This is a genomic window from Streptomyces sp. NPDC046379, from assembly GCF_055587785.1.
Map to the genome: position 1 here is coordinate 1 of NZ_JBVJFP010000002.1, position 19,497 is coordinate 19,497.

The 19,497-nt window shown below is 71.0% G+C and carries 12 protein-coding genes, 1 tRNA gene and 1 rRNA gene; 12 read left to right on the forward strand and 2 right to left on the reverse strand.

From position 1 onward, the window contains the following. From rrf to ACZ6KF_RS04075, 3 genes are all read left to right on the forward strand, one after another. A 5S ribosomal RNA gene (gene rrf / locus ACZ6KF_RS04065) occupies positions 1-91 on the forward strand; the annotation flags it as partial. Between the two features lie 114 nt (positions 92-205). After that, complete coding sequence (locus ACZ6KF_RS04070; protein WP_356636851.1) at positions 206-883, forward strand: DegT/DnrJ/EryC1/StrS family aminotransferase; 678 nt, start codon at positions 206-208, stop codon at positions 881-883. A 41-nt stretch (positions 884-924) separates the two neighbouring features. Further along, a tRNA-Thr gene (locus ACZ6KF_RS04075) sits at positions 925-997 on the forward strand. 43 nt (positions 998-1,040) lie between these two features. Here ACZ6KF_RS04075 and ACZ6KF_RS04080 read toward each other — a convergent pair. Further along, entirely contained in the window at positions 1,041-3,791 is a 2,751-nt protein-coding gene (locus ACZ6KF_RS04080) for a SpoIIE family protein phosphatase (RefSeq protein WP_356636847.1), read from the reverse strand. 393 nt (positions 3,792-4,184) lie between these two features. Here ACZ6KF_RS04080 and ACZ6KF_RS04085 point away from each other — a divergent pair, with 393 nt between their 5' ends. The 9 genes from ACZ6KF_RS04085 to ACZ6KF_RS04125 all read left to right on the forward strand — a co-directional run bounded on the left by ACZ6KF_RS04085 (position 4,185) and on the right by ACZ6KF_RS04125 (position 18,652). After that, positions 4,185-9,656, forward strand: a complete 5,472-nt coding sequence (locus ACZ6KF_RS04085) for a HAMP domain-containing protein (protein ID WP_469158377.1) — start codon at positions 4,185-4,187, stop codon at positions 9,654-9,656. Positions 9,657-9,893: 237 nt separating this feature from the next. Further along, entirely contained in the window at positions 9,894-10,574 is a 681-nt protein-coding gene (locus tag ACZ6KF_RS04090; RefSeq protein ID WP_356636843.1) for a response regulator, read from the forward strand. A 139-nt stretch (positions 10,575-10,713) separates the two neighbouring features. Beyond that, positions 10,714-13,458, forward strand: a complete 2,745-nt coding sequence (locus ACZ6KF_RS04095) for a DNA translocase FtsK (protein ID WP_356636841.1) — start codon at positions 10,714-10,716, stop codon at positions 13,456-13,458. A gap of 250 nt (positions 13,459-13,708) precedes the next feature. Continuing rightward, a complete protein-coding gene (locus ACZ6KF_RS04100; RefSeq protein WP_356636839.1) occupies positions 13,709-14,551 on the forward strand; it encodes a helix-turn-helix domain-containing protein in 843 nt (280 codons plus the stop codon). A gap of 93 nt (positions 14,552-14,644) precedes the next feature. Further along, a complete protein-coding gene (rimO, locus tag ACZ6KF_RS04105) occupies positions 14,645-16,162 on the forward strand; it encodes a 30S ribosomal protein S12 methylthiotransferase RimO (RefSeq protein WP_356636837.1) in 1,518 nt (505 codons plus the stop codon). Then, positions 16,159-16,965 carry a CDP-diacylglycerol--glycerol-3-phosphate 3-phosphatidyltransferase gene (gene pgsA, locus ACZ6KF_RS04110; protein ID WP_469158375.1) on the forward strand — a complete coding sequence of 269 codons (807 nt, stop codon included), beginning with the start codon at positions 16,159-16,161 and terminating at the stop codon, positions 16,963-16,965. The genes rimO and pgsA overlap by 4 nt, the downstream gene beginning before the upstream one ends. Continuing rightward, positions 16,962-17,507 (forward strand): CinA family protein, encoded by a 546-nt coding sequence (locus ACZ6KF_RS04115; protein WP_356636833.1) that lies wholly within the window; start codon positions 16,962-16,964, stop codon positions 17,505-17,507. Before pgsA ends, ACZ6KF_RS04115 begins: the two co-directional genes overlap by 4 nt. Before the next feature lie 109 nt (positions 17,508-17,616). After that, complete coding sequence (locus ACZ6KF_RS04120; RefSeq protein WP_356636831.1) at positions 17,617-17,997, forward strand: helix-turn-helix domain-containing protein; 381 nt, start codon at positions 17,617-17,619, stop codon at positions 17,995-17,997. A 391-nt stretch (positions 17,998-18,388) separates the two neighbouring features. Further along, positions 18,389-18,652, forward strand: a complete 264-nt coding sequence (locus ACZ6KF_RS04125) for a hypothetical protein (RefSeq protein ID WP_356636829.1) — start codon at positions 18,389-18,391, stop codon at positions 18,650-18,652. A gap of 11 nt (positions 18,653-18,663) precedes the next feature. Here the strand turns inward: ACZ6KF_RS04125 and ACZ6KF_RS04130 are convergent, their stop codons facing one another. Beyond that, a complete protein-coding gene (locus tag ACZ6KF_RS04130; RefSeq protein ID WP_356636827.1) occupies positions 18,664-19,470 on the reverse strand; it encodes an Fpg/Nei family DNA glycosylase in 807 nt (268 codons plus the stop codon). Positions 19,471-19,497: the final 27 nt, after the last annotated feature.

Here is a 19,497-nt window from a genome sequence, read left to right on the forward strand (position 1 = left end):
GCCCGGTTACATTCCGAACCCGGAAGCTAAGCCTTACAGCGCCGATGGTACTGCAGGGGGGACCCTGTGGGAGAGTAGGACGCCGCCGAACAATCTTTAAAAGGGTTGGACCCGGAACTTCGGTTCCGGGTCCAGCCCTTTTTTATTGTCCGTCACCTCGAGTTCACGTTGCGCAACCACGATCCGCGACATGGGTACTGCTGCAATGCTCAGGGCCGCCGGCGTCGGAGTCGGTGACGAGGTCGTCGTGCCGGCCTTCGGGAACGTCGAAGTCGCCGAGGCCGTGACCCTGGCCGGTGCGCGCCCGGTGTTCGCCGACATCGACCCGGTGTCGTACTGCCTGGACCCGTCGGCCGTCGAAGCGGTCGTCGGCCCGCGTACCGCGGCCGTCGTCGTCGTCCACCGATTTGGTCGGCCCGCGGACCTGGTGCGGCTGCGTGCCGTGGGGCAGCGGCACGGGATTCTCGTGCTGGAGCAGGGGGAGTCCGAGGCTCCTTATGACGAGGTCGCGCAGCGCAGGCAGCGGGCTGCCTATCTGGACGGGAAGCTGAAGGGTGTGCAGACCCCCGACGGGGCCGCGGGGCACACCTATCAGCAGTACGTGGTGCGGGTGCCCGGCAACGGGCGGCCCGATCGGGATGCCTTCGCGCAGGCCCTGCGGGCGCGGGGCGTCGACTGCCGGGTGCCGGTGAAGACGCCGGTCCACCGGATGCCCGAGTACCGGCAGTGCGTGTCGTTGCCGGAGACCGAGCGAGCTGCGGGCGAGACGCTGGCGCTGCCGGTGGACGGCTCGTTGACCAAGCGGGACATGCAGCGGATCGTCTCCGCCTGCAATGCGCTCGGCACGGTCGTGGTTGGGAGCACCAGTCTGTTCGGGGTATGATCTATTTCGTTGCCGCGAGGGAGACCTCGAAAAGGTGACCGGCCCCTATAGCTCAGTCGGCAGAGCGTCTCCATGGTAAGGAGAAGGTCAACGGTTCGATTCCGTTTGGGGGCTCAGCGAAGAAGAGGAAGGCCTCCGCCCGATTGGGCGGGGGCCTTCAGCCGTTCTGGAGGCCCGGGACGCGCATGGCCAGGATGGCCATGTCGTCGGACGGGGCGTCCGAGGCGAAGCGTTCCACGGCTCGCATGATGCGGGCGGCCACCGCGCCCGCCGTAAGACCGGTGCAGGTGGTGAGCACGTCGGCGAGGCCGTCGTCGCCCAGCATGCGGGAGCCCTCGCGGCGTTCGGTGACGCCGTCCGTGACGCACAGCAGGACGTCGCCCGGGTCGAGCGTGACCGTCTCCTCGTAGAGGTCCAGGTCCTCCAGGACGCCGAGGAGCGGCTGGGGCTCGGCCGCCGCCTCCACCGTGCCGTCCTGGCGCAGGCGCAGCGGAAGCGGGTGGCCGGCGCAGACGACCTTGAGTTCGGCGCTGCCGTCCTCCTGGGGGCGCAGCTCGCCGTACAGGAGGGTGAGGAAGCGGCTGCGGGCTCCCTCGTCGAGGATGGCGGAGTTGAGGCGCTGGAGGACGGCCGGGCCGCTGAGGCCCTCGCGGGCCAGGAGACGCAGCGCGTGCCGGGCGAGGCCGGTGACGGCCGCCGCGTTCGGGCCCGTACCGCAGACGTCGCCGATGGCGAAGCCGTAGGCGCCGTCGCTGATCGGGAAGACGTCGTAGAAGTCGCCGCCGACCTCGTTGCCCTCGCCGGCCGCGCGGTAGATGACCTCGACCTCGACGCCCTCGATCGTGGGGAGTTCCGGGGGAAGGAGGCTGCGCTGGAGGGACTGGCTGATGGCCGTGCGCTCGGAGTAGAGACGGGCGTTGTCCAGGGCCAGGGCGGCGCGGCGGGAGAGGTCCTCGGCGAGTTCGAGGATCTCCTGGCGGAAGTGTTCGTCGGTGGGCTTGCCGAGGGTCAGCATGCCGATGACGCGGTTGCGGGCGACCAGGGGCAGCACGACCGTCTCGCCGCCGACCGCGGAGGCGGTGGCGTGGGTGGTGCCGATGCCGGAGCTGACCGTGGTGGGCTCGTCGAGGCCGAGGCTGCGCATGGAGGAGCGCAGTGCCGCGTCGTGTGCGGCGCGGGAGGGGGCGGACCAGACGCGGGCTCCGGGGGTGGGTACCGGGTCGGGCGGGGGGATTTTGGCCAGGAGGGATTTGATGCCGTCGATGAGTTCCTCGTCCTCGTGCAGGACGTAGGAGAGGTAGGGCTCCGAGGCCTGGTCGGCGATGGTGTAGACGGCGCACCAGGTGGCGAGGGTCGGCACCGTCATCTGTGCCATCAGGGCGAGGGTCTGGTCGCGGTCCAGGGTGCCGGCGAGGAGGTCGGAGGCCTCGACGAGGAAGCTGAGCGAGCCTCGGCGCAGCCGTTCCAGTTCGCCGAGGCGGGCCGACTCGACGGCCAGCGCGATGCGGTCGGCGGCGAACTGCAGGCGCAGCGCCTCTTCGTTGGAGTAGCGGCCGGGGGATTCGGCGGCGACGCCGAGGGAGCCGGTGAGGCGGCCCTCGACCTTGAGCGGGACGGTGACGACGGAGCGCATGCCCGTGCCGTGGAGGAGGGGCACGGCGCCCGGCACCGCGGTGAGGTCGTCGTGGACGGCCGGCATCCGTGCGGAGCCGTAGCGGCCGGGGCCGGCCTCGACGGGAACGCGGGCGAAACGCTGGCGGGCGGAGGGCAGGCCGGTCGAGGCGCGCACCTCCAGCTCCGTTTCGTCGTCGGTGGCGAGGAGGAGGAAGGCGGCGTCGCCGTCGAGCATGTCGCGGGCGCGTTCGACGGTGCGCTGGAGGAGGCCGTCGAGGTCGTCGGGGGCGGGGGAGCCGATGAACACCTCGAAGGGGTCGGTGCTTTGGCCCTCGGCGGTGACGCTCGTGTCGGAGGAGGCCAGGCGCATCGGCGTCTGGAGCACGGCGCGTTCGTGGTCGCGCACGAGGAGGCAGACCGTGGAGGGTTCGCCGGCGGAGTCGCGGACGCGCAGGTGGGAGGCGTAGACGGGGACGACGCGGCCGGCCGCGTTGCGGATGCCGTAACTGCCTTCCCAGCGGGACAGTTGGAGCGCCTCGGCGATGCCGGTGCCGGTGCCGGGGGTGTGCGGCCAGGCGGCGAGGTCGGTGAGGGGTTTGCCGACGACCTGTTCGGCCTGGTAGCCGAAGAGGTCCTCGGCGTCCTCGTTCCAGGCGGCGACGGCGCCGCCGCGGTCGACCTGGACGACGGCGACGCGGACGCGGCCGTCGGCGAGCGGGAGGAGGTCGGCCGGGAGGGAGGGACCGGCGGCGCGGGTGCCCACGGTGCGCTCGGGGAGGTCGAGTTGGAACCAGACCTTCTTGTGGGTGGGCGTGTAGTCGACGCCCCAGTGGCCGGCCAGGGCCGCGCACAGCTGGAGGCCGCGGCCGCCCTCGCGGTCGGGGCTGCCCATGCTGACGGCGGAGGACTGGAGCGGGACCTCGCGCTCCGGGTAGTGGTCGGCGACCTCGATGCGTACGCCGGACTCGGTGCGCAGGCACAGGACGTCGGCGGTGGTGCCGGCGTGCACGACGGCGTTGGTGACCAGTTCGCTGGTGAGGACCACGGCGTCGTCGACGACGTCGGCGTACCCCCAGCCCTGGAGGGTGTCGCGGACGAAGGAGCGTGCGGAGGCGACCGAGCGCCCGACGGGCTCGAAACTGGCGGCCGCGCGCGCGGTGATCACGGAACTCCTCGACCTGCTTTCGACGTGCTGGGCTGCGGGGCCGACCGGCTCGCGTCGCGCCTGCGACGGCATGCTGTCCGTCGGCCGGGGGTCCGGGGGCTGTCCCCCCGGGATCAGTCCGGTGGTCATTGCGGCCGCCCCTCCGATGCCCGCTCGTATCCGTGCCACCGCCCAGGCCGGACGGACCGGCGTGGCTGGACAGCCGCATGCAAGGTTACTTACCTTCACGGGCCGTGCGGATGCCGGTCCGTGTGGTTTACGCCCTGAAGGGTGTGCGGACGATGTGCGAAGCTGCCGAACGGTTATGGCCGGGTTCAGCCGGGGTGAAACACTGGGCAGGCTTGTCGAGAGAGGTCCGGGCAGGCCGAGTGCGTTCCCCGGAACTGGGCAGCAGCCCCTGGCGCGGTCCGGTTCGGTCCGGCGGGCGTGCGGAACAGAAGTAAGAGAAGTAACAGCAGTACACAGACGTTGTACCCGAGCACAGAGCACAGCGAAATGGTCGATCCCCGCGGGAGGGACACAGTGGAGTCTGGCGCAGCGACGCGGGGCACGAAGCCGCGCGCGAAGGGCGGACCGTCCCCGAGCAGCAGGCGGGTGCCCCCCAGCGGCACCACCGAGGTGGACACTGCATCCCTGAACCGGCTGCTGGCGGCTCTCGTCTCGATGCGCGACGGGAACTTCCGCAAGCGGCTCACGGTGTCCGGCGACGGCGTTATGTCGGAGATCGCGGCCGTCTTCAACGAGGTGGCCGACCGCAATCTGCACGTGACCGGTGAGCTGTCGCGGGTGCGGCGGGTGGTGGGGCGTGAGGGGAAGCTCACGGAGCGGCTGGAGACGGGGGCCTGCGAGGGGTCCTGGGCTGCGGCGATCGACGCGTCGAACGCGCTGGTCGACGATCTCGTGTGGCCGGTGTCCGAGGTGGGCCGGGTGCTCTCGGCGGTGGCGGAGGGCGATCTGTCGCCGCGGATGGAGCTGCGGACGCAGGCCCCGGACGGGAGCGGGCATCCGCTGCGCGGGGAGTTCCTGAAGGTCGGGCGGACGGTCAACAACCTGGTCGACCAGCTGTCGACGTTCACCGACGAGGTCACGCGGGTGGCCAGCGAGGTGGGCACCGAGGGGAAGCTGGGCGGGCAGGCGCGGCTGCGCGGCATGTCGGGTTCGTGGAAGGACCTGACGGAGTCCGTCAACACCATGGCGAACCGGCTGACGGCGCAGGTGCGGGACATCGCGCTGGTGACGACGGCCGTTGCCAAGGGTGATCTGTCCCGGAAGGTCACGGTGGACGTGGCCGGCGAGATGCTGGAGCTGAAGGAAACCGTCAACACGATGGTGGACCAGCTCTCGGCGTTCTCCTCCGAGGTGACGCGGGTGGCCCGTGAGGTGGGCACCGAGGGCGAGCTGGGCGGTCAGGCGCGGGTGCCCGGGGTGGCCGGCGTGTGGAAGGAGCTGACCGACTCCGTCAACACCATGGCCGGGAACCTCACGGCCCAGGTGCGCGGCATCGCGGAGGTGACGACCGCGGTCGCGAACGGTGATCTGTCGCGCAAGGTGACGGTGCAGGCGCGCGGCGAGGTCGCGCAGCTCGCCGAGACGATCAACCAGATGACCGAGACGCTGCGGATCTTCGCGGACGAGGTCACGCGCGTGGCCAACGAGGTCGGCGCGGAGGGGCGGCTCGGCGGTCAGGCGAACGTGCCGGGGGCGGCGGGGACGTGGAAGGACCTCACGGACTCCGTGAACACGGTGTTCCGGAACCTGACGACGCAGGTGCGGGACATCGCCGCGGTGACGACGGCCGTGGCGCGCGGTGATCTGTCGCAGAAGGTCACGGTGGACGTGGCCGGCGAGATGCTGGAGCTGAAGAACACCGTCAACGGGATGGTGGACCAGCTGTCGGCGTTCGGTTCCGAGGTCACGCGGGTGGCGCGGGAGATCGGCGACGAGGGCGAGCTGGGCGGCCAGGCGCAGGTGCCGGGGGCGGCGGGGACGTGGAAGGACCTCACGGACTCCGTCAACACGGCGTTCAGGAATCTCACCGGTCAGGTGAGGAACATCGCCCAGGTGACGACGGCGGTGGCCAACGGCGACCTGTCGCAGAAGGTCACGGTGGACGTGTCGGGCGAGATGCTCCAGCTGAAGAACACCGTGAACACGATGGTGGACCAGTTGTCGTCGTTCGCCGACCAGGTCACGCGGATGGCGCGGGACGTCGGCACGGAGGGCCGGCTGGGCGGTCAGGCGCGCGTGGACGGCGTGTCGGGCACCTGGAAGGAGCTGACCGACTCGGTCAACTCCATCACCGGCAACCTCACCGCGCAGGTGCGGCAGATCGCGCAGGTGACGACGGCGGTCGCGCGCGGTGACCTGTCGCAGAAGATCACCGTGGACGCGCGCGGGGAGATCCTGGAGCTGAAGAACACCGTCAACACGATGGTCGACCAGCTCTCCGCGTTCGCCGACCAGGTGACGCGGGTGGCCCGTGAGGTGGGCACGGAGGGCCGACTGGGCGGTCAGGCTCAGGTGCCGGGCGTCGCGGGCGTGTGGCGGGACCTGACCGACTCGGTGAACGGCATGGCCGGCAACCTGACGGCCCAGGTGCGGCAGATCGCTCAGGTCGCCACGGCGGTCGCGCGCGGTGACCTGTCGCAGAAGATCACGGTCGACGCGCGCGGCGAGATCCTGGAGCTGAAGAACACCCTGAACACGATGGTGGACCAGCTGTCGTCGTTCGCCGAGGAGGTCACCCGGGTCGCCCGCGAGGTGGGCACCGAGGGCAAGCTGGGCGGTCAGGCCGAGGTGCAGGGGGTCTCCGGCACCTGGAAGGACCTCACCCAGTCGGTGAACTTCATGGCGAACAACCTCACCGTGCAGGTGCGCAGCATCGCCGACGTGACGACCGCGGTGGCCAAGGGCGACCTGTCGAAGAAGATCACCGTCGACGCCAAGGGCGAGATCCTCGAACTGGTCACCACCGTCAACACGATGGTCGACCAGCTGTCGTCCTTCGCCGACCAGGTGACGCGGGTGGCGCGCGAGGTGGGCACCGAGGGCATCCTGGGCGGCCAGGCGCACGTGCCGGGCGTCACGGGCATCTGGAAGGACCTCAGCGACAACGTCAACCTGATGGCGAAGAACCTCACCATGCAGGTGCGGAACATCTCGCAGGTCGCGGCGGCGGTCGCCAACGGCGACCTGACGCGGACCGTGACGATCGAGGCGCGCGGTGAGGTGGCGCAGCTCGCCGATACGTTCAACACGATGGTCAAGACGCTGAGTTCGTTCGCCGAGCAGGTCACGAAGGTGGCCCGCGAGGTGGGCACGGACGGGATCCTCGGCGGTCAGGCGCATGTGCCGGGTGTGGCCGGCACCTGGAAGGACCTCACCGAGTCGGTGAACCAGATGGCGTCCAACCTGACCGGCCAGGTCCGCAACATCGCCATGGTCACGACGGCCATCGCCAAGGGCGACCTGACGAAGAAGATCGACATCGATGCGCGGGGCGAGATCCTGGAGCTGAAGACGACCATCAACACGATGGTGGATCAGCTGTCGTCGTTCGCCGAGGAGGTCACCCGGGTCGCCCGCGAGGTGGGCACGGAGGGCCAGCTGGGCGGTCAGGCGCGGGTGCGGGACGTGGACGGCACCTGGCGGGACCTGACGGAGTCGGTGAACGAGATGGCCGGGAACCTGACCCGGCAGGTGCGGGCGATCGCGCGGGTGGCGACGGCGGTGACCCGCGGAGACCTGAACCTGAAGATCGACGTGGACGCGTCCGGGGAGATCCAGGAACTCCAGGACTACATCAACAAGATGATCGCCAACCTGCGCGACACCACCATGGCCAACAAGGAGCAGGACTGGCTCAAGGGCAACCTCGCCCGGATCTCCGCGCTGATGCAGGGCCGCCGCGACCTGGACGACGTGGCCTCGCTGATCATGAGCGAGCTGACGCCGGTGGTCTCGGCGCAGCACGGCGCGTTCTTCCTGGCGATGCCGCTCTCCGACGGCAAGGACCCGGGCGCGGACAAGGAGGACCAGTACGAGCTGCGGATGCTGGGGTCGTACGGCTACTCGATGGGGTCGATGCCGACGTCGTTCCGGCCGGGTGAGGCGCTGGTCGGCACGGCGGCCAAGGAAAAGCGCACGATCCTGGTGGAGGACGCGCCCAGCGGCTACCTGAAGATCTCCTCCGGGCTCGGCGAGGCCCCGCCCGCTCAGGTGATCGTGCTGCCGGTGCTGTTCGAGGGCAAGGTGCTCGGCGTCATCGAACTGGCGTCGTTCACGCCGTTCACGCAGATCCAGAAGGACTTCCTCAACCAGATCGCCGAGATGATCGCCACCAGCGTCAACACCATCTCCGTCAACACCAAGACGGAGGTGCTGCTGAAGCAGTCGCAGGAGCTGACCGAGCAACTGCGGGAGCGGTCGGCGGAGTTGGAGAACCGGCAGAAGGCGCTGCAGGCGTCGAACGCGGAACTGGAGGAGAAGGCCGAGCTGCTGGCGCGGCAGAACCGCGACATCGAGGTGAAGAACACCGAGATCGAGGAGGCGCGGCAGGTCCTGGAGGAGCGGGCCGAGCAGCTCGCGGTGTCGATGCGCTACAAGAGCGAGTTCCTCGCCAACATGTCGCACGAGCTGCGGACGCCGCTCAACTCGCTGTTGATCCTGGCCAAGCTGCTGGCCGACAACGCGGACGGCAACCTCACGCCGAAGCAGGTCGAGTTCGCCGAGACGATCCACGGGGCGGGCTCCGACCTGCTGCAGCTGATCAACGACATCCTCGACCTGTCGAAGGTGGAGGCGGGCAAGATGGACGTCTCCCCGACGCGCATCGCCCTGGTCCAGCTCGTCGACTACGTGGAGGCCACCTTCCGGCCGCTGACCGCGGAGAAGGGCCTGGACCTGTCGGTGCGGGTGTCGCCGGAGCTGCCCGCCACGCTGCACACCGACGAGCAGCGGCTGCTGCAGGTGCTGCGCAACCTGCTGTCGAACGCGGTGAAGTTCACCGACTCAGGTTCGGTGGAGCTGGTCATCCGGCCGGCCCGGGACGACGTCCCGCACGGCATCCGGGAGCAGTTGCTGGAGGCCGGTTCGCTGACCGACCCGGACGCCGATCTGATCGCGTTCTCGGTGACGGACACCGGCATCGGCATCGCGGCGAGCAAGATGCGGGTGATCTTCGAGGCGTTCAAGCAGGCCGACGGCACCACCAGCCGCAAGTACGGCGGCACGGGGCTGGGGCTGTCCATCTCGCGGGAGATCGCGCAGCTGCTCGGCGGTGAGATCCACGCGCAGAGCGAGCCGGGGCGCGGTTCGACGTTCACGCTGTACCTGCCGCTGCACCCGAGCGAGCTGCCGCCGCACGGCTACCAGCAGCTGCCGGCCGGGGCGCCGTCCGGGGAGCCGGCCGAGTGGCCGGAGCTGTCCGAGGCGGCGGGGGAGACGCCGGCGGAGGTGAAGTCGTACCACGAGACCCAGAACGGCGCCGCCGCGCTGTTCCGGCGCCGTCGCCGGGCCGCATCGTCGGCGGCCTTCGGGGAGCCGCGCGCGCTGGCGCCCGAGCAGCGGACGGGCGGCGAGGCGGAGGCGCAGCCGCAGCCGCGCGCGGGGGTGCGGTTCGGCGGGGAGAAGGTGCTGATCGTCGACGACGACATCCGCAACGTCTTCGCGCTGACCAGCGTTCTGGAGCAGCACGGGCTGTCGGTGCTGTACGCCGAGAACGGCCGCGAGGGCATCGAGGTGCTGGAGCAGCACGACGACGCGGCGGTGGTGCTGATGGACATCATGATGCCGGAGATGGACGGGTACGCGACGACGACGGCGATCCGCCGGATGCCTCAGTTCGCGGGTCTGCCGATCATCGCGCTCACCGCGAAGGCGATGAAGGGGGACCGGGAGAAGGCGATCGAGTCGGGCGCCTCCGACTACGTGACCAAGCCGGTCGACCCCGATCACCTGCTGACGGTGATGGAGCAGTGGATGCATGGAGAATGAACGGTGACGTTCGCGCGCAGGCGGTGACGGAGGGCGTCCCCGGTCGTGTAGACGTACCCCATCGAGGGAACCTTCTGATCCTCCGCTGCGTTTTGCTATGTGCACAGTGACATCGCGGTGACAGGGTGTGGCGATGAGCGGGGTACGGCTACGATGACCGGCACGAGGATGGGCGGCGCAACGGAGTCGTCCCACGGGGCGGCGCCCGGTGCACTGCCGGGGCGAGGAGGGCGGGCCATGGTGCAGAAGGCCAAGATCCTCCTGGTCGATGACCGGCCGGAGAATCTGCTGGCGCTGGAGGCGATCCTCTCGGCGCTCGATCAGACGCTGGTGCGGGCATCGTCCGGGGAGGAGGCGCTCAAAGCGCTGCTCACGGACGACTTCGCGGTCATCCTGCTGGATGTCCAGATGCCGGGCATGGACGGTTTCGAGACGGCCGCGCACATCAAGCGGCGGGAGCGGACCCGGGACATCCCGATCATCTTCCTCACGGCGATCAACCACGGGCCGCACCACACCTTCCGCGGGTACGCGGCGGGCGCGGTCGACTACATCTCCAAGCCGTTCGACCCGTGGGTGCTGCGGGCGAAGGTCTCCGTGTTCGTCGAGCTGTACATGAAGAACTGCCAGCTGCGCGAGCAGGCGGCGCTGCTGCGGCTCCAGTTGGAGGGCGGCGGCAAGGACGCGGTGGGCGGCGGCAAGGAGCCGGCCGGGTTGCTGGCCGAGCTGTCGGCGCGGCTCGCGGCCGTGGAGGAGCAGGCCGAGGCGCTGTCCAAGCAGCTGGACGACGAGTCGGCGGACGCCGCCGCGGTGGCCACGGCGGCTCATCTGGAGCGCAAGCTCACCGGGTTGCGGCGGGCCCTGGACGCCCTGGAGCCGGGATCCGGCGGGCCGGCGTCGGTGCCGTCGCAGAACTGACCCACGGGTGAGGCCGGTTGGCCGTCCGGCGGCGCGCCCGTGAACGGGCGTCAGCTTCGCGCCTCCGCCGAAACGACACGAACGGGTGAAGCAGTGGGCACGCGTGTCCACCGGCGTCTCCCCAGGTAACCTCACACCCATGGCCTCACGTCCCTCCGCAGCCAAGAAGCAGCCCGCGAAGAAGGCGGCTCCCGCGAAGGCTCCGGCGAGGAGGGCCGCCGCCAAGAAGGCGCCCGCGAAGGCTCCGGCGAAGAAGGCCGCGGCGAAGAGGGCCGCACCCCCCAAGCCGGCTCCCAGCCCGACCGGCGGCGTCTACCGGCTGGTGCGCGCCCTGTGGCTTGGCCTCGCGCACGCCGTCGGCGCCGTGTTCCGCGGCATAGGGCAGGGCGCCAGGAACCTCGACCCGGCCCACCGCAAGGACGGCGTCGCCCTGCTGCTGCTCGGCCTCGCGCTCGTCGTGGCCGCCGGCACCTGGTCCAGCCTGCGCGGTCCCGTCGGCGACCTGGTCGAGATGCTCGTCACCGGCGCTTTCGGCCGGCTCGACCTGCTCGTGCCGATCCTGCTCGCGGTCGTCGCCGTGCGCCTCATCCGCCATCCCGAGCAGCCCGAGGCCAACGGCCGCATCGTCATCGGCCTGTCCGCGCTCGTCATCGGCGTCCTCGGCCAGGTCCACATCGCCTGCGGCTCGCCCGCCCGCTCCGACGGCATGCAGCCCATACGGGACGCCGGCGGCCTCATCGGCTGGGGCGCGGCGACCCCGCTGACGTACACCGTCACCGAGGTGCTCGCCGTACCGCTGCTCCTGCTGCTGACCGTCTTCGGCCTGCTCGTCGTCACGGCCACCCCGGTCAACGCCGTGCCGCAGCGGCTGCGGCTGCTCGGCGTGAAGCTCGGCCTGCTCCGCGACCCCGGGACCGACGCGTTCGGCGACGACGGGCTGGAGGAGGACGACGACCGCTACGAACAGCAGTGGCGGGAGTCGCTGCCGGCGCGCCGCGGCAGGCGCGGCCCGGCACGGCAGCCGTACGACCCGGACGAGGTGGAGCAGGAGGCGCTCGCCCGGCGGCGTGGCCGGCCGCGCCGCTCCGCCGTGCCGCAGCCCGACATGGACCGGCAGCCGGACGCCGTGGACGTCGCCGCTGCCGCCGCCGCGGCGCTCGACGGGGCCGTCCTGCACGGCATGCCGCCCTCCCCGGTCGTCGCCGACCTCACCCAGGGCGTCGGCGTCGCCGACCGCGCGGAGCCCACCCCCACGCCCGTCCCGGCCGCCCGCCCCGAGCCGCGGCAGGCCGAGCCCCGGCGGCCCGAGCCGGTGCAGCCCGAGGCCGCGGTCCCCGACCTCACCAAGACCCCGCCCGCCGCCCCGCGCGAACTGCCGCCCCGCGCCGAGCAACTCCAGCTGTCCGGCGACATCACCTACGCCCTGCCCTCGCTCGACCTGCTCACCCGCGGCGGCCCCGGCAAGTCGCGCAGCGCCGCCAACGACGCCATCGTCGCGTCGCTCACCACCGTCTTCACCGAGTTCAAGGTCGACGCCCGCGTCACCGGCTTCACGCGCGGGCCGACGGTCACCCGCTACGAGGTCGAACTCGGCCCCGCCGTCAAGGTGGAGCGGATCACCGCCCTCACCAAGAACATCGCGTACGCCGTCGCCAGCCCCGACGTGCGGATCATCAGCCCGATCCCCGGCAAGTCCGCCGTCGGCATCGAGATCCCGAACACCGATCGCGAGATGGTCAACCTCGGCGACGTGCTGCGCCTCGCGGAGTCCGCCGAGGACGACGACCCGATGCTGGTCGCGTTCGGCAAGGACGTCGAGGGCGGCTACGTCATGCACTCGCTGGCGAAGATGCCGCACATGCTGGTCGCCGGCGCCACCGGGTCCGGCAAGTCCTCGTGCATCAACTGCCTCATCACGTCCGTGATGATGCGGGCCACCCCCGAGGACGTGCGCATGGTCCTCGTCGACCCCAAACGCGTCGAACTGACCGCCTACGAGGGCATTCCGCACCTCATCACGCCCATCATCACCAACCCCAAGCGGGCCGCCGAGGCGCTCCAGTGGGTCGTACGGGAGATGGACCTGCGGTACGACGACCTGGCGGCCTTCGGTTACCGGCACATCGACGACTTCAACGAGGCCGTGCGCAGCGGCAAGCTGAAGACGCCCGAGGGCAGTGAGCGCGAGCTCCAGCCCTACCCCTACCTGCTGGTGATCGTGGACGAGCTGGCCGACCTGATGATGGTGGCCCCGCGCGACGTCGAGGACGCCATCGTGCGCATCACGCAGCTCGCCCGCGCGGCCGGCATCCACCTCGTCCTCGCCACACAGCGGCCCTCCGTCGACGTGGTCACCGGACTGATCAAGGCGAACGTGCCCTCGCGGCTGGCGTTCGCGACGTCCTCGCTGGCGGACTCGCGGGTCATCCTCGACCAGCCCGGTGCCGAGAAGCTGATTGGCAAGGGCGACGGGCTGTTCCTGCCGATGGGCGCGAACAAACCCATTCGCATGCAGGGCGCGTTCGTCACGGAGGAAGAGGTCCAGGCGGTCGTCCAGCACTGCAAGGACCAGATGGCGCCGGTCTTCCGCGACGACGTCACCGTCGGCAGCAAGCAGAAGAAGGAGATCGACGAGGACATCGGCGACGACCTCGACCTGCTGTGCCAGGCGGCCGAGCTGGTGGTCTCCACGCAGTTCGGCTCGACGTCCATGCTCCAGCGCAAGCTGCGCGTCGGCTTCGCCAAGGCCGGGCGGCTGATGGACCTCATGGAGTCGCGGAACATCGTCGGCCCGAGCGAGGGCTCCAAGGCGCGTGACGTTCTCGTGAAACCCGATGAGCTGGATGGCGTGCTCGCCGTCATCCGTGGGGAGTCTGAATCGTAGGAAGACGGTGCCCGGCGGTGCGCCCGCGACCGTGGTTGCGCGATCGTGACCTGGCCGTCAGCGATCATTGGGCAACTGTTTCCCCCGGTCGTACGTCAATGTGAGGGAAGCGAAAAGCGCGTAACCCACCATCGGGATGACGGGCCATTCCGATGGCGTACAAATCCCACCGCCCGGTTGCCCGACCCTTTCGCACCCCCCCTAGACTGAACCTCCAGCACAGGTGGCTACACGCTCGAAAGGCGCCCCCGTGTCCATCGGCAACTCCCCTGAAGACGAGCGTCCGTTCGAAGATGTAAGCGACGTGTCCGAAGACCGCCCCTCCATCGGCACCGTGCTCCGGCAGGCGCGCACCGCGGCCGGCCTGACCGTCGACGACGTCAGCAGCGCCACCCGAGTGCGTGTCGCCATCGTGCACGCGATCGAGTCCGACGACTTCGCGCCCTGCGGCGGCGACGTCTACGCCCGCGGGCACATCAGGACCCTGGCCAAGCACGTCCACCTGGATCCGGCGCCTCTCATCGCCCAGTACGACGCCGAGCACGGCGGGCGCCCCGCGCCGACGCCCGCGGCTCCCCTGTTCGAGGCGGAGCGCATCCGCCCGGAGCGCCGGGGACCGAACTGGACCGCGGCCATGGTCGCCGCGATCGTCGTCGTGGTCGGCTTCGTCGGCTTCACCGTCGTCAAGGGCGGCGACTCCGACGCCGGTGCCGAGGCGCAGGCAGGCGGCGCAGAGCCCTCGACCAGCGTCTCCGCCTCTCCCGGCAAGACCAAGAAACCCGCCGCGCCCAAGCCGGACGCGACCGAGAGCGCCATCGCCGCCGCGCCGCAGGACAAGGTGACCGTCCGGGTCAGCGCCGAGGACGGCCGCAGCTGGATCTCCGCCAAGGACCACAACGGCCGGCTGCTGTTCGACGGACTCCTCAACCAGGGCGACAGCAAGACCTTCCAGGACAGCTCGAAGATCAACCTGGTGCTCGGCGACGCCGGCGCCATCCAGCTGTACGTGAACGGCAAGAAGATCGACGACGACTTCCGGCCCGGCGCCGTCGAGCGGCTCACCTACACCAAGGGCGACCCCCAGGTCGGCTGAGCCGGTCGAGGTTCACACCACGGTGACGGGGAGGCCGGGACCGGCCAACCCCGTCGACGTGGGGTGTCGCCGGGACGAAGTAGTCTTGAGCCCATGCCTGAACGCCGTACCGTCGCACTCGTCACCCTTGGCTGCGCCCGTAACGAGGTGGACTCGGAGGAGCTCGCAGGCCGCTTGGAGGCGGACGGCTGGGAGCTCGTCGAGGACGCCGAGGACGCGGACGTCGCCGTCGTCAACACCTGCGGATTCGTCGAGGCCGCCAAGAAGGACTCCGTCGACGCCCTGCTGGAGGCCAACGATCTCAAGGGCCACGGCAGAACCCAGGCCGTGGTCGCCGTCGGGTGCATGGCCGAGCGGTACGGCAAGGAACTGGCCGAGGCGCTCCCCGAGGCCGACGGAGTGCTCGGCTTCGACGACTACGCCGACATCTCCGACCGGCTCCAGACCATTCTGAACGGCGGCATCCACGCCGCTCACACCCCCCGCGACCGGCGCAAACTGCTGCCGATCTCCCCGGCCGAGCGGCAGACGGCGACCGACGTCGCCCTGCCCGGGCACGGCGCGCCCACCGATCTGCCCGAGGGCCTGGCCCCGCAGTCCGGCCCCCGCGCTCCGCTGCGCCGCCGGCTGGACGGCTCCCCGGTCGCCTCCGTCAAGCTCGCCTCCGGCTGCGACCGGCGCTGCAGCTTCTGCGCCATCCCGTCCTTCCGCGGCTCCTTCATCTCCCGCCGCCCCAGCGACGTGCTGAACGAGACCCGCTGGCTGGCCGAGCAGGGCGTCAAGGAGATCATGCTGGTCTCCGAGAACAACACCTCCTACGGCAAGGACCTGGGCGACATCCGCCTGCTGGAGTCCTTGCTGCCGGAGCTGGCCGAGGTCGACGGCATCGAGCGGGTCCGCGTCAGCTACCTCCAGCCCGCCGAGATGCGGCCCGGCCTGATCGACGTGCTGACCTCGACGCCGAAGGTCGCCCCCTACTTCGACCTGTCCTTCCAGCACTCCGCGCCCGACGTGCTGCGCCGGATGCGCCGTTTCGGCGACACCGACCGGTTCCTGGAGCTGCTCGACACCATCCGCGGCAAGGCGCCCGAGGCCGGCGTGCGGTCCAACTTCATCGTGGGCTTCCCCGGCGAGACCGAGGCCGACCTGGCCGAGCTGGAGCGGTTCCTGAACCACGCGCGGCTGGACGCCATCGGAGTCTTCGGCTACTCCGACGAGGAGGGCACCGAGGCCGCGACCTACGACGGCAAGCTGCCCGAGGACGTCGTCGCCGAGCGGCTCGCGCGGGTCTCCCGGCTCGCGGAGGAACTGGTCTCGCAGCGGGCCGAGGAGCGCGTCGGCCAGGTCGTGCGCGTGCTCGTGGAGTCGGTGGACGACGAGGGCGTCCTCGGGCGGGGCGAGCACCAGGCGCCGGAGACGGACGGGCAGGTGCTGCTCACGAGCGGCGAAGGACTGCGCCCCGGTCGTATGGTCGAGGCGAAGGTGGTCGGTACGGAAGGTGTCGACCTGGTGGCCGAGCCGTTGCCGGAGGCGCTCGCGGGCGCCGCGGCGGACGGCCCGGCCGCGGAACGCGCCGACGGGCACAGGCTCAGTGAGGAGGCGGGCAGATGACCGGAGTTCCGGCGTCCGCCGCGGACGGCTCCGCCCAGGCGAACGGGGCGGCCTCCCTTGGAGCGGTGGCGTCGTCCTCCGGTGGGTCCCCCGGCGGGACGGGCTCCCAGGGGCCGGTTCCCGGTCGGTCGGGACCGGGTGCGCCGGCCGCCCCCGGCGGTGAGCCCGGCGGGAAGCCGGTGCGCGGCGGCAAGATCGCGGCGGCGGCCGTCAACCAGGCCAGCGTGTGGAACATCGCCAACCTGCTGACCATGCTCCGGCTCCTGCTGGTCCCCGCGTTCGTCGCGCTGATGCTGACCGACGGCGGCTACGACCCGGCCTGGCGCTCGCTCGCCTGGGCCGCCTTCGCCATCGCCATGATCACCGACCTGTTCGACGGTCACCTGGCGCGCACCTACAACCTCGTCACGGACTTCGGGAAGATCGCCGACCCCATCGCCGACAAGGCGATCATGGGGGCGGCGCTCATCTGTCTGTCGGCGCTGGGCGACCTGCCCTGGTGGGTGACGGCCGTCATCCTCGGCCGGGAACTCGGGATCACCCTGCTGCGTTTTCTGGTCATTCGTTACGGCGTCATCCCGGCGAGCCGCGGGGGCAAACTGAAGACGCTCACCCAGGGCGTCGCCGTCGGGATGTACGTGCTGGCGCTGACAGGCTGGCTCGCCACCTTGAGATTCTGGGTCATGGCCGCGGCGGTCGTTTTGACCGTGGTGACCGGTCTGGACTATGTGAGACAGGCCATTGTGCTGCGCAGGCGGGGAATCGCCGAGCGCAAGGCCGTGTTGGAGGAGACGGAAGCGTGAGTTCCCCGGCCGCCGACGTGGTGCGACTACTGACGGTGAGAGGCGAGACCGTCGCCGTCGCCGAGTCGCTGACCGGTGGCCTGGTCGCCGCGGAGATCACGGCGGTCCCCGGGGCGTCCAAGGCGTTCCGCGGCTCCGTCACGGCGTACGCCACGGCGCTGAAGCAGGAGGTGCTCGGCGTCGACGCCACCCTGCTGGCGCAGCGTGGAGCGGTGGACCCGCAGGTCGCTGCCCAGATGGCGGCCGGCGTGCGGAAGTTGCTCGGCGCCGACTGGGGCCTGGCCACCACCGGGGTCGCAGGTCCCGAACCCCAGGACGGACAGCCCGTCGGCACGGTATACGTGGCCCTGGACGGGCCGTTCGCAGCGGGCGCCGATTCCGCCGGTGGCGGAAAAGTGGAGGCGCTGAGGTTGAACGGCGAGCGTGCGGAAATTCGTAGAGAGAGTGTACGGAGCGTGCTCGCACTGCTTCTCACGGAGCTTGCGGGCGAACAGACCGGAAATGAGCGGGCACAGGATACGGAACGGAACGGGGGGTTTTGATGTTTGCAGCCCTGAGTGAACACGACATCGCTCCCCGCACGGCCGCGGCGCGAGGCGGTACGGTGGGGCGAGAAGGATGCGGCTACGCGGTCCGAGGAGGGAGCCACCGATGATTCTGCTCCGTCGCCTGCTGGGTGACGTGCTGCGTCGGCAGCGCCAGCGCCAGGGCCGTACTCTGCGCGAAGTCTCCTCGTCCGCCCGAGTCTCACTCGGCTATCTCTCCGAGGTGGAGCGGGGGCAGAAGGAGGCTTCCTCCGAGCTGCTCGCCGCCATCTGCGACGCGCTGGACGTACGGATGTCCGAGCTCATGCGGGAAGTGAGCGACGAACTCGCCCTCGCGGAGCTGGCCCAGTCCGCAGCGGCCACCCCCAGTCAGCCCGTGCCCACGTCGGTTCGACCGATGCTGGGTTCCGTGTCGGTGACCGGTGTGCCACCGGAGCGGGTGACCATCAAGGCGCCCGCCGAGGCGGTGGACGTGGTTGCCGCGTGAGCTGACGCTCACGCCGGGAGAACGCCGAGAGCACAGTGTCAGGCCCCGGCCGGGGCTTCTCCGGGGAGATCCGGAGAGGTGCGGTCGGGGTTTTTGCGTGCCCGGGGCGGCGAGGGCCGGCGTGTTTGCCCGTTCGGGGACGGCGTGGGTCGGGGTGTTTGACTGTCTGGGGTGACGAGGGCGGGGGTGCTTGCCCGTTCTGGGGTGGCGAGGGCCGGGGCGTTTGACTGTCTGGGGTGGCGAGGGCCGGGGTGCTTGCCGGCCCGGCGTCGTCACAGGCCGGTCCGTTTGCCGGTCAGGGGCGGGACCGTCATCGTGGGGGGACCAGGTGAGCGGCGTGCCCTGTGCCGGTGGTGCGCCCTGCCGGCGTCGAGCGGGAGGTGACCGGGCCATGGCGGGGCGGATAGCGCGCTGGGGGGCCGGTCTGGGGCTCGGCGCGGTGTGGTGGTGGGCCGTGCTGAGACTCGCGGTGGCGCCGGACGCGGGGGTGCTGGAGGGGGCGGTCGCGGCCGGGGGATGGGGGCTGAGCCTGCTGCCGGTGCACTGCGTGGCCAAGGCGCGGGCGGTGGGGGCCGTCGGGGCGGGGCGGTGGCGGGAGGCGTGGCGGGGTGCGGTGGGCGGGGAGCGTGAGGTGGGGGGCGGGTCCGGCGGGTGAGGCGCCCGCCGTCAGGTGGGCCGTGTCGGGGCCGGGCCGGTCTGACAGGCCGGGCACCAGTAGGTGGGGCGGTCGCGCGAGCCGTCGCTCTGGTCCGCCAGGCGGATGCGAGTGCCGCAGCGCAGGCACGGGCGGGGCGCGCGGCCGTACACGAACAGATCCTGGCCCCGGCGGCCCGTGGTGCTGCGGACCCGGCGCTCCCGGTTGGCCTCCAGGAGCCTCTTGGCCAGGTCCGGGAGCTTGGCGGCGCGGTCGGCGGGGAGGTCGCCGACCGGCAGCCACGGCGTGGCGCCGAGCAGGAAGCACAGCTCGCACTTGAACACGTTTCCGATGCCGGCGAGGTTGCGCTGGTCCAGCAGGGCCTCGCCGAGCGGGCGGGCGGGGTCGGCGAGCAGGTTGGCGAGGGCCCGGTCGGGGTCCCAGTCGGGGCCCAGGAGGTCGGGGCCGAGGTGGCCCACGGCGCGGTCCTCGTCGGCGGTGCGCAGGAGCTCCAGGACGGGGAGGCGGTAGCCGACGGCGGTGCGGTCGGGGGTGCCGAGGATCGCGCGGATCTGGTGCGCCGGGCCGCCGGTCCAGCGCCGGCCGGCGGCGTACACCTGCCAGGCACCGTCCATCCGCAGATGCGAGTGCAGGGTCAGACCGCCCTCGACGCGGGTGAGGAGATGCTTGCCGCGGGGGGTGACGTCGAGCACGGCGCGGCCGGTGAGGTCGGCCGTGGCGTACTTCGGCACCCGGAGGTCGGAGCGGGTCAGCACCTGGCCCGCGAGGGCCGCGTGCAGCCGTTTCGCGGTCTGCCAGACCGTGTCTCCTTCGGGCATGGGTTCAGGGTGGCACGAGCGCGCGGG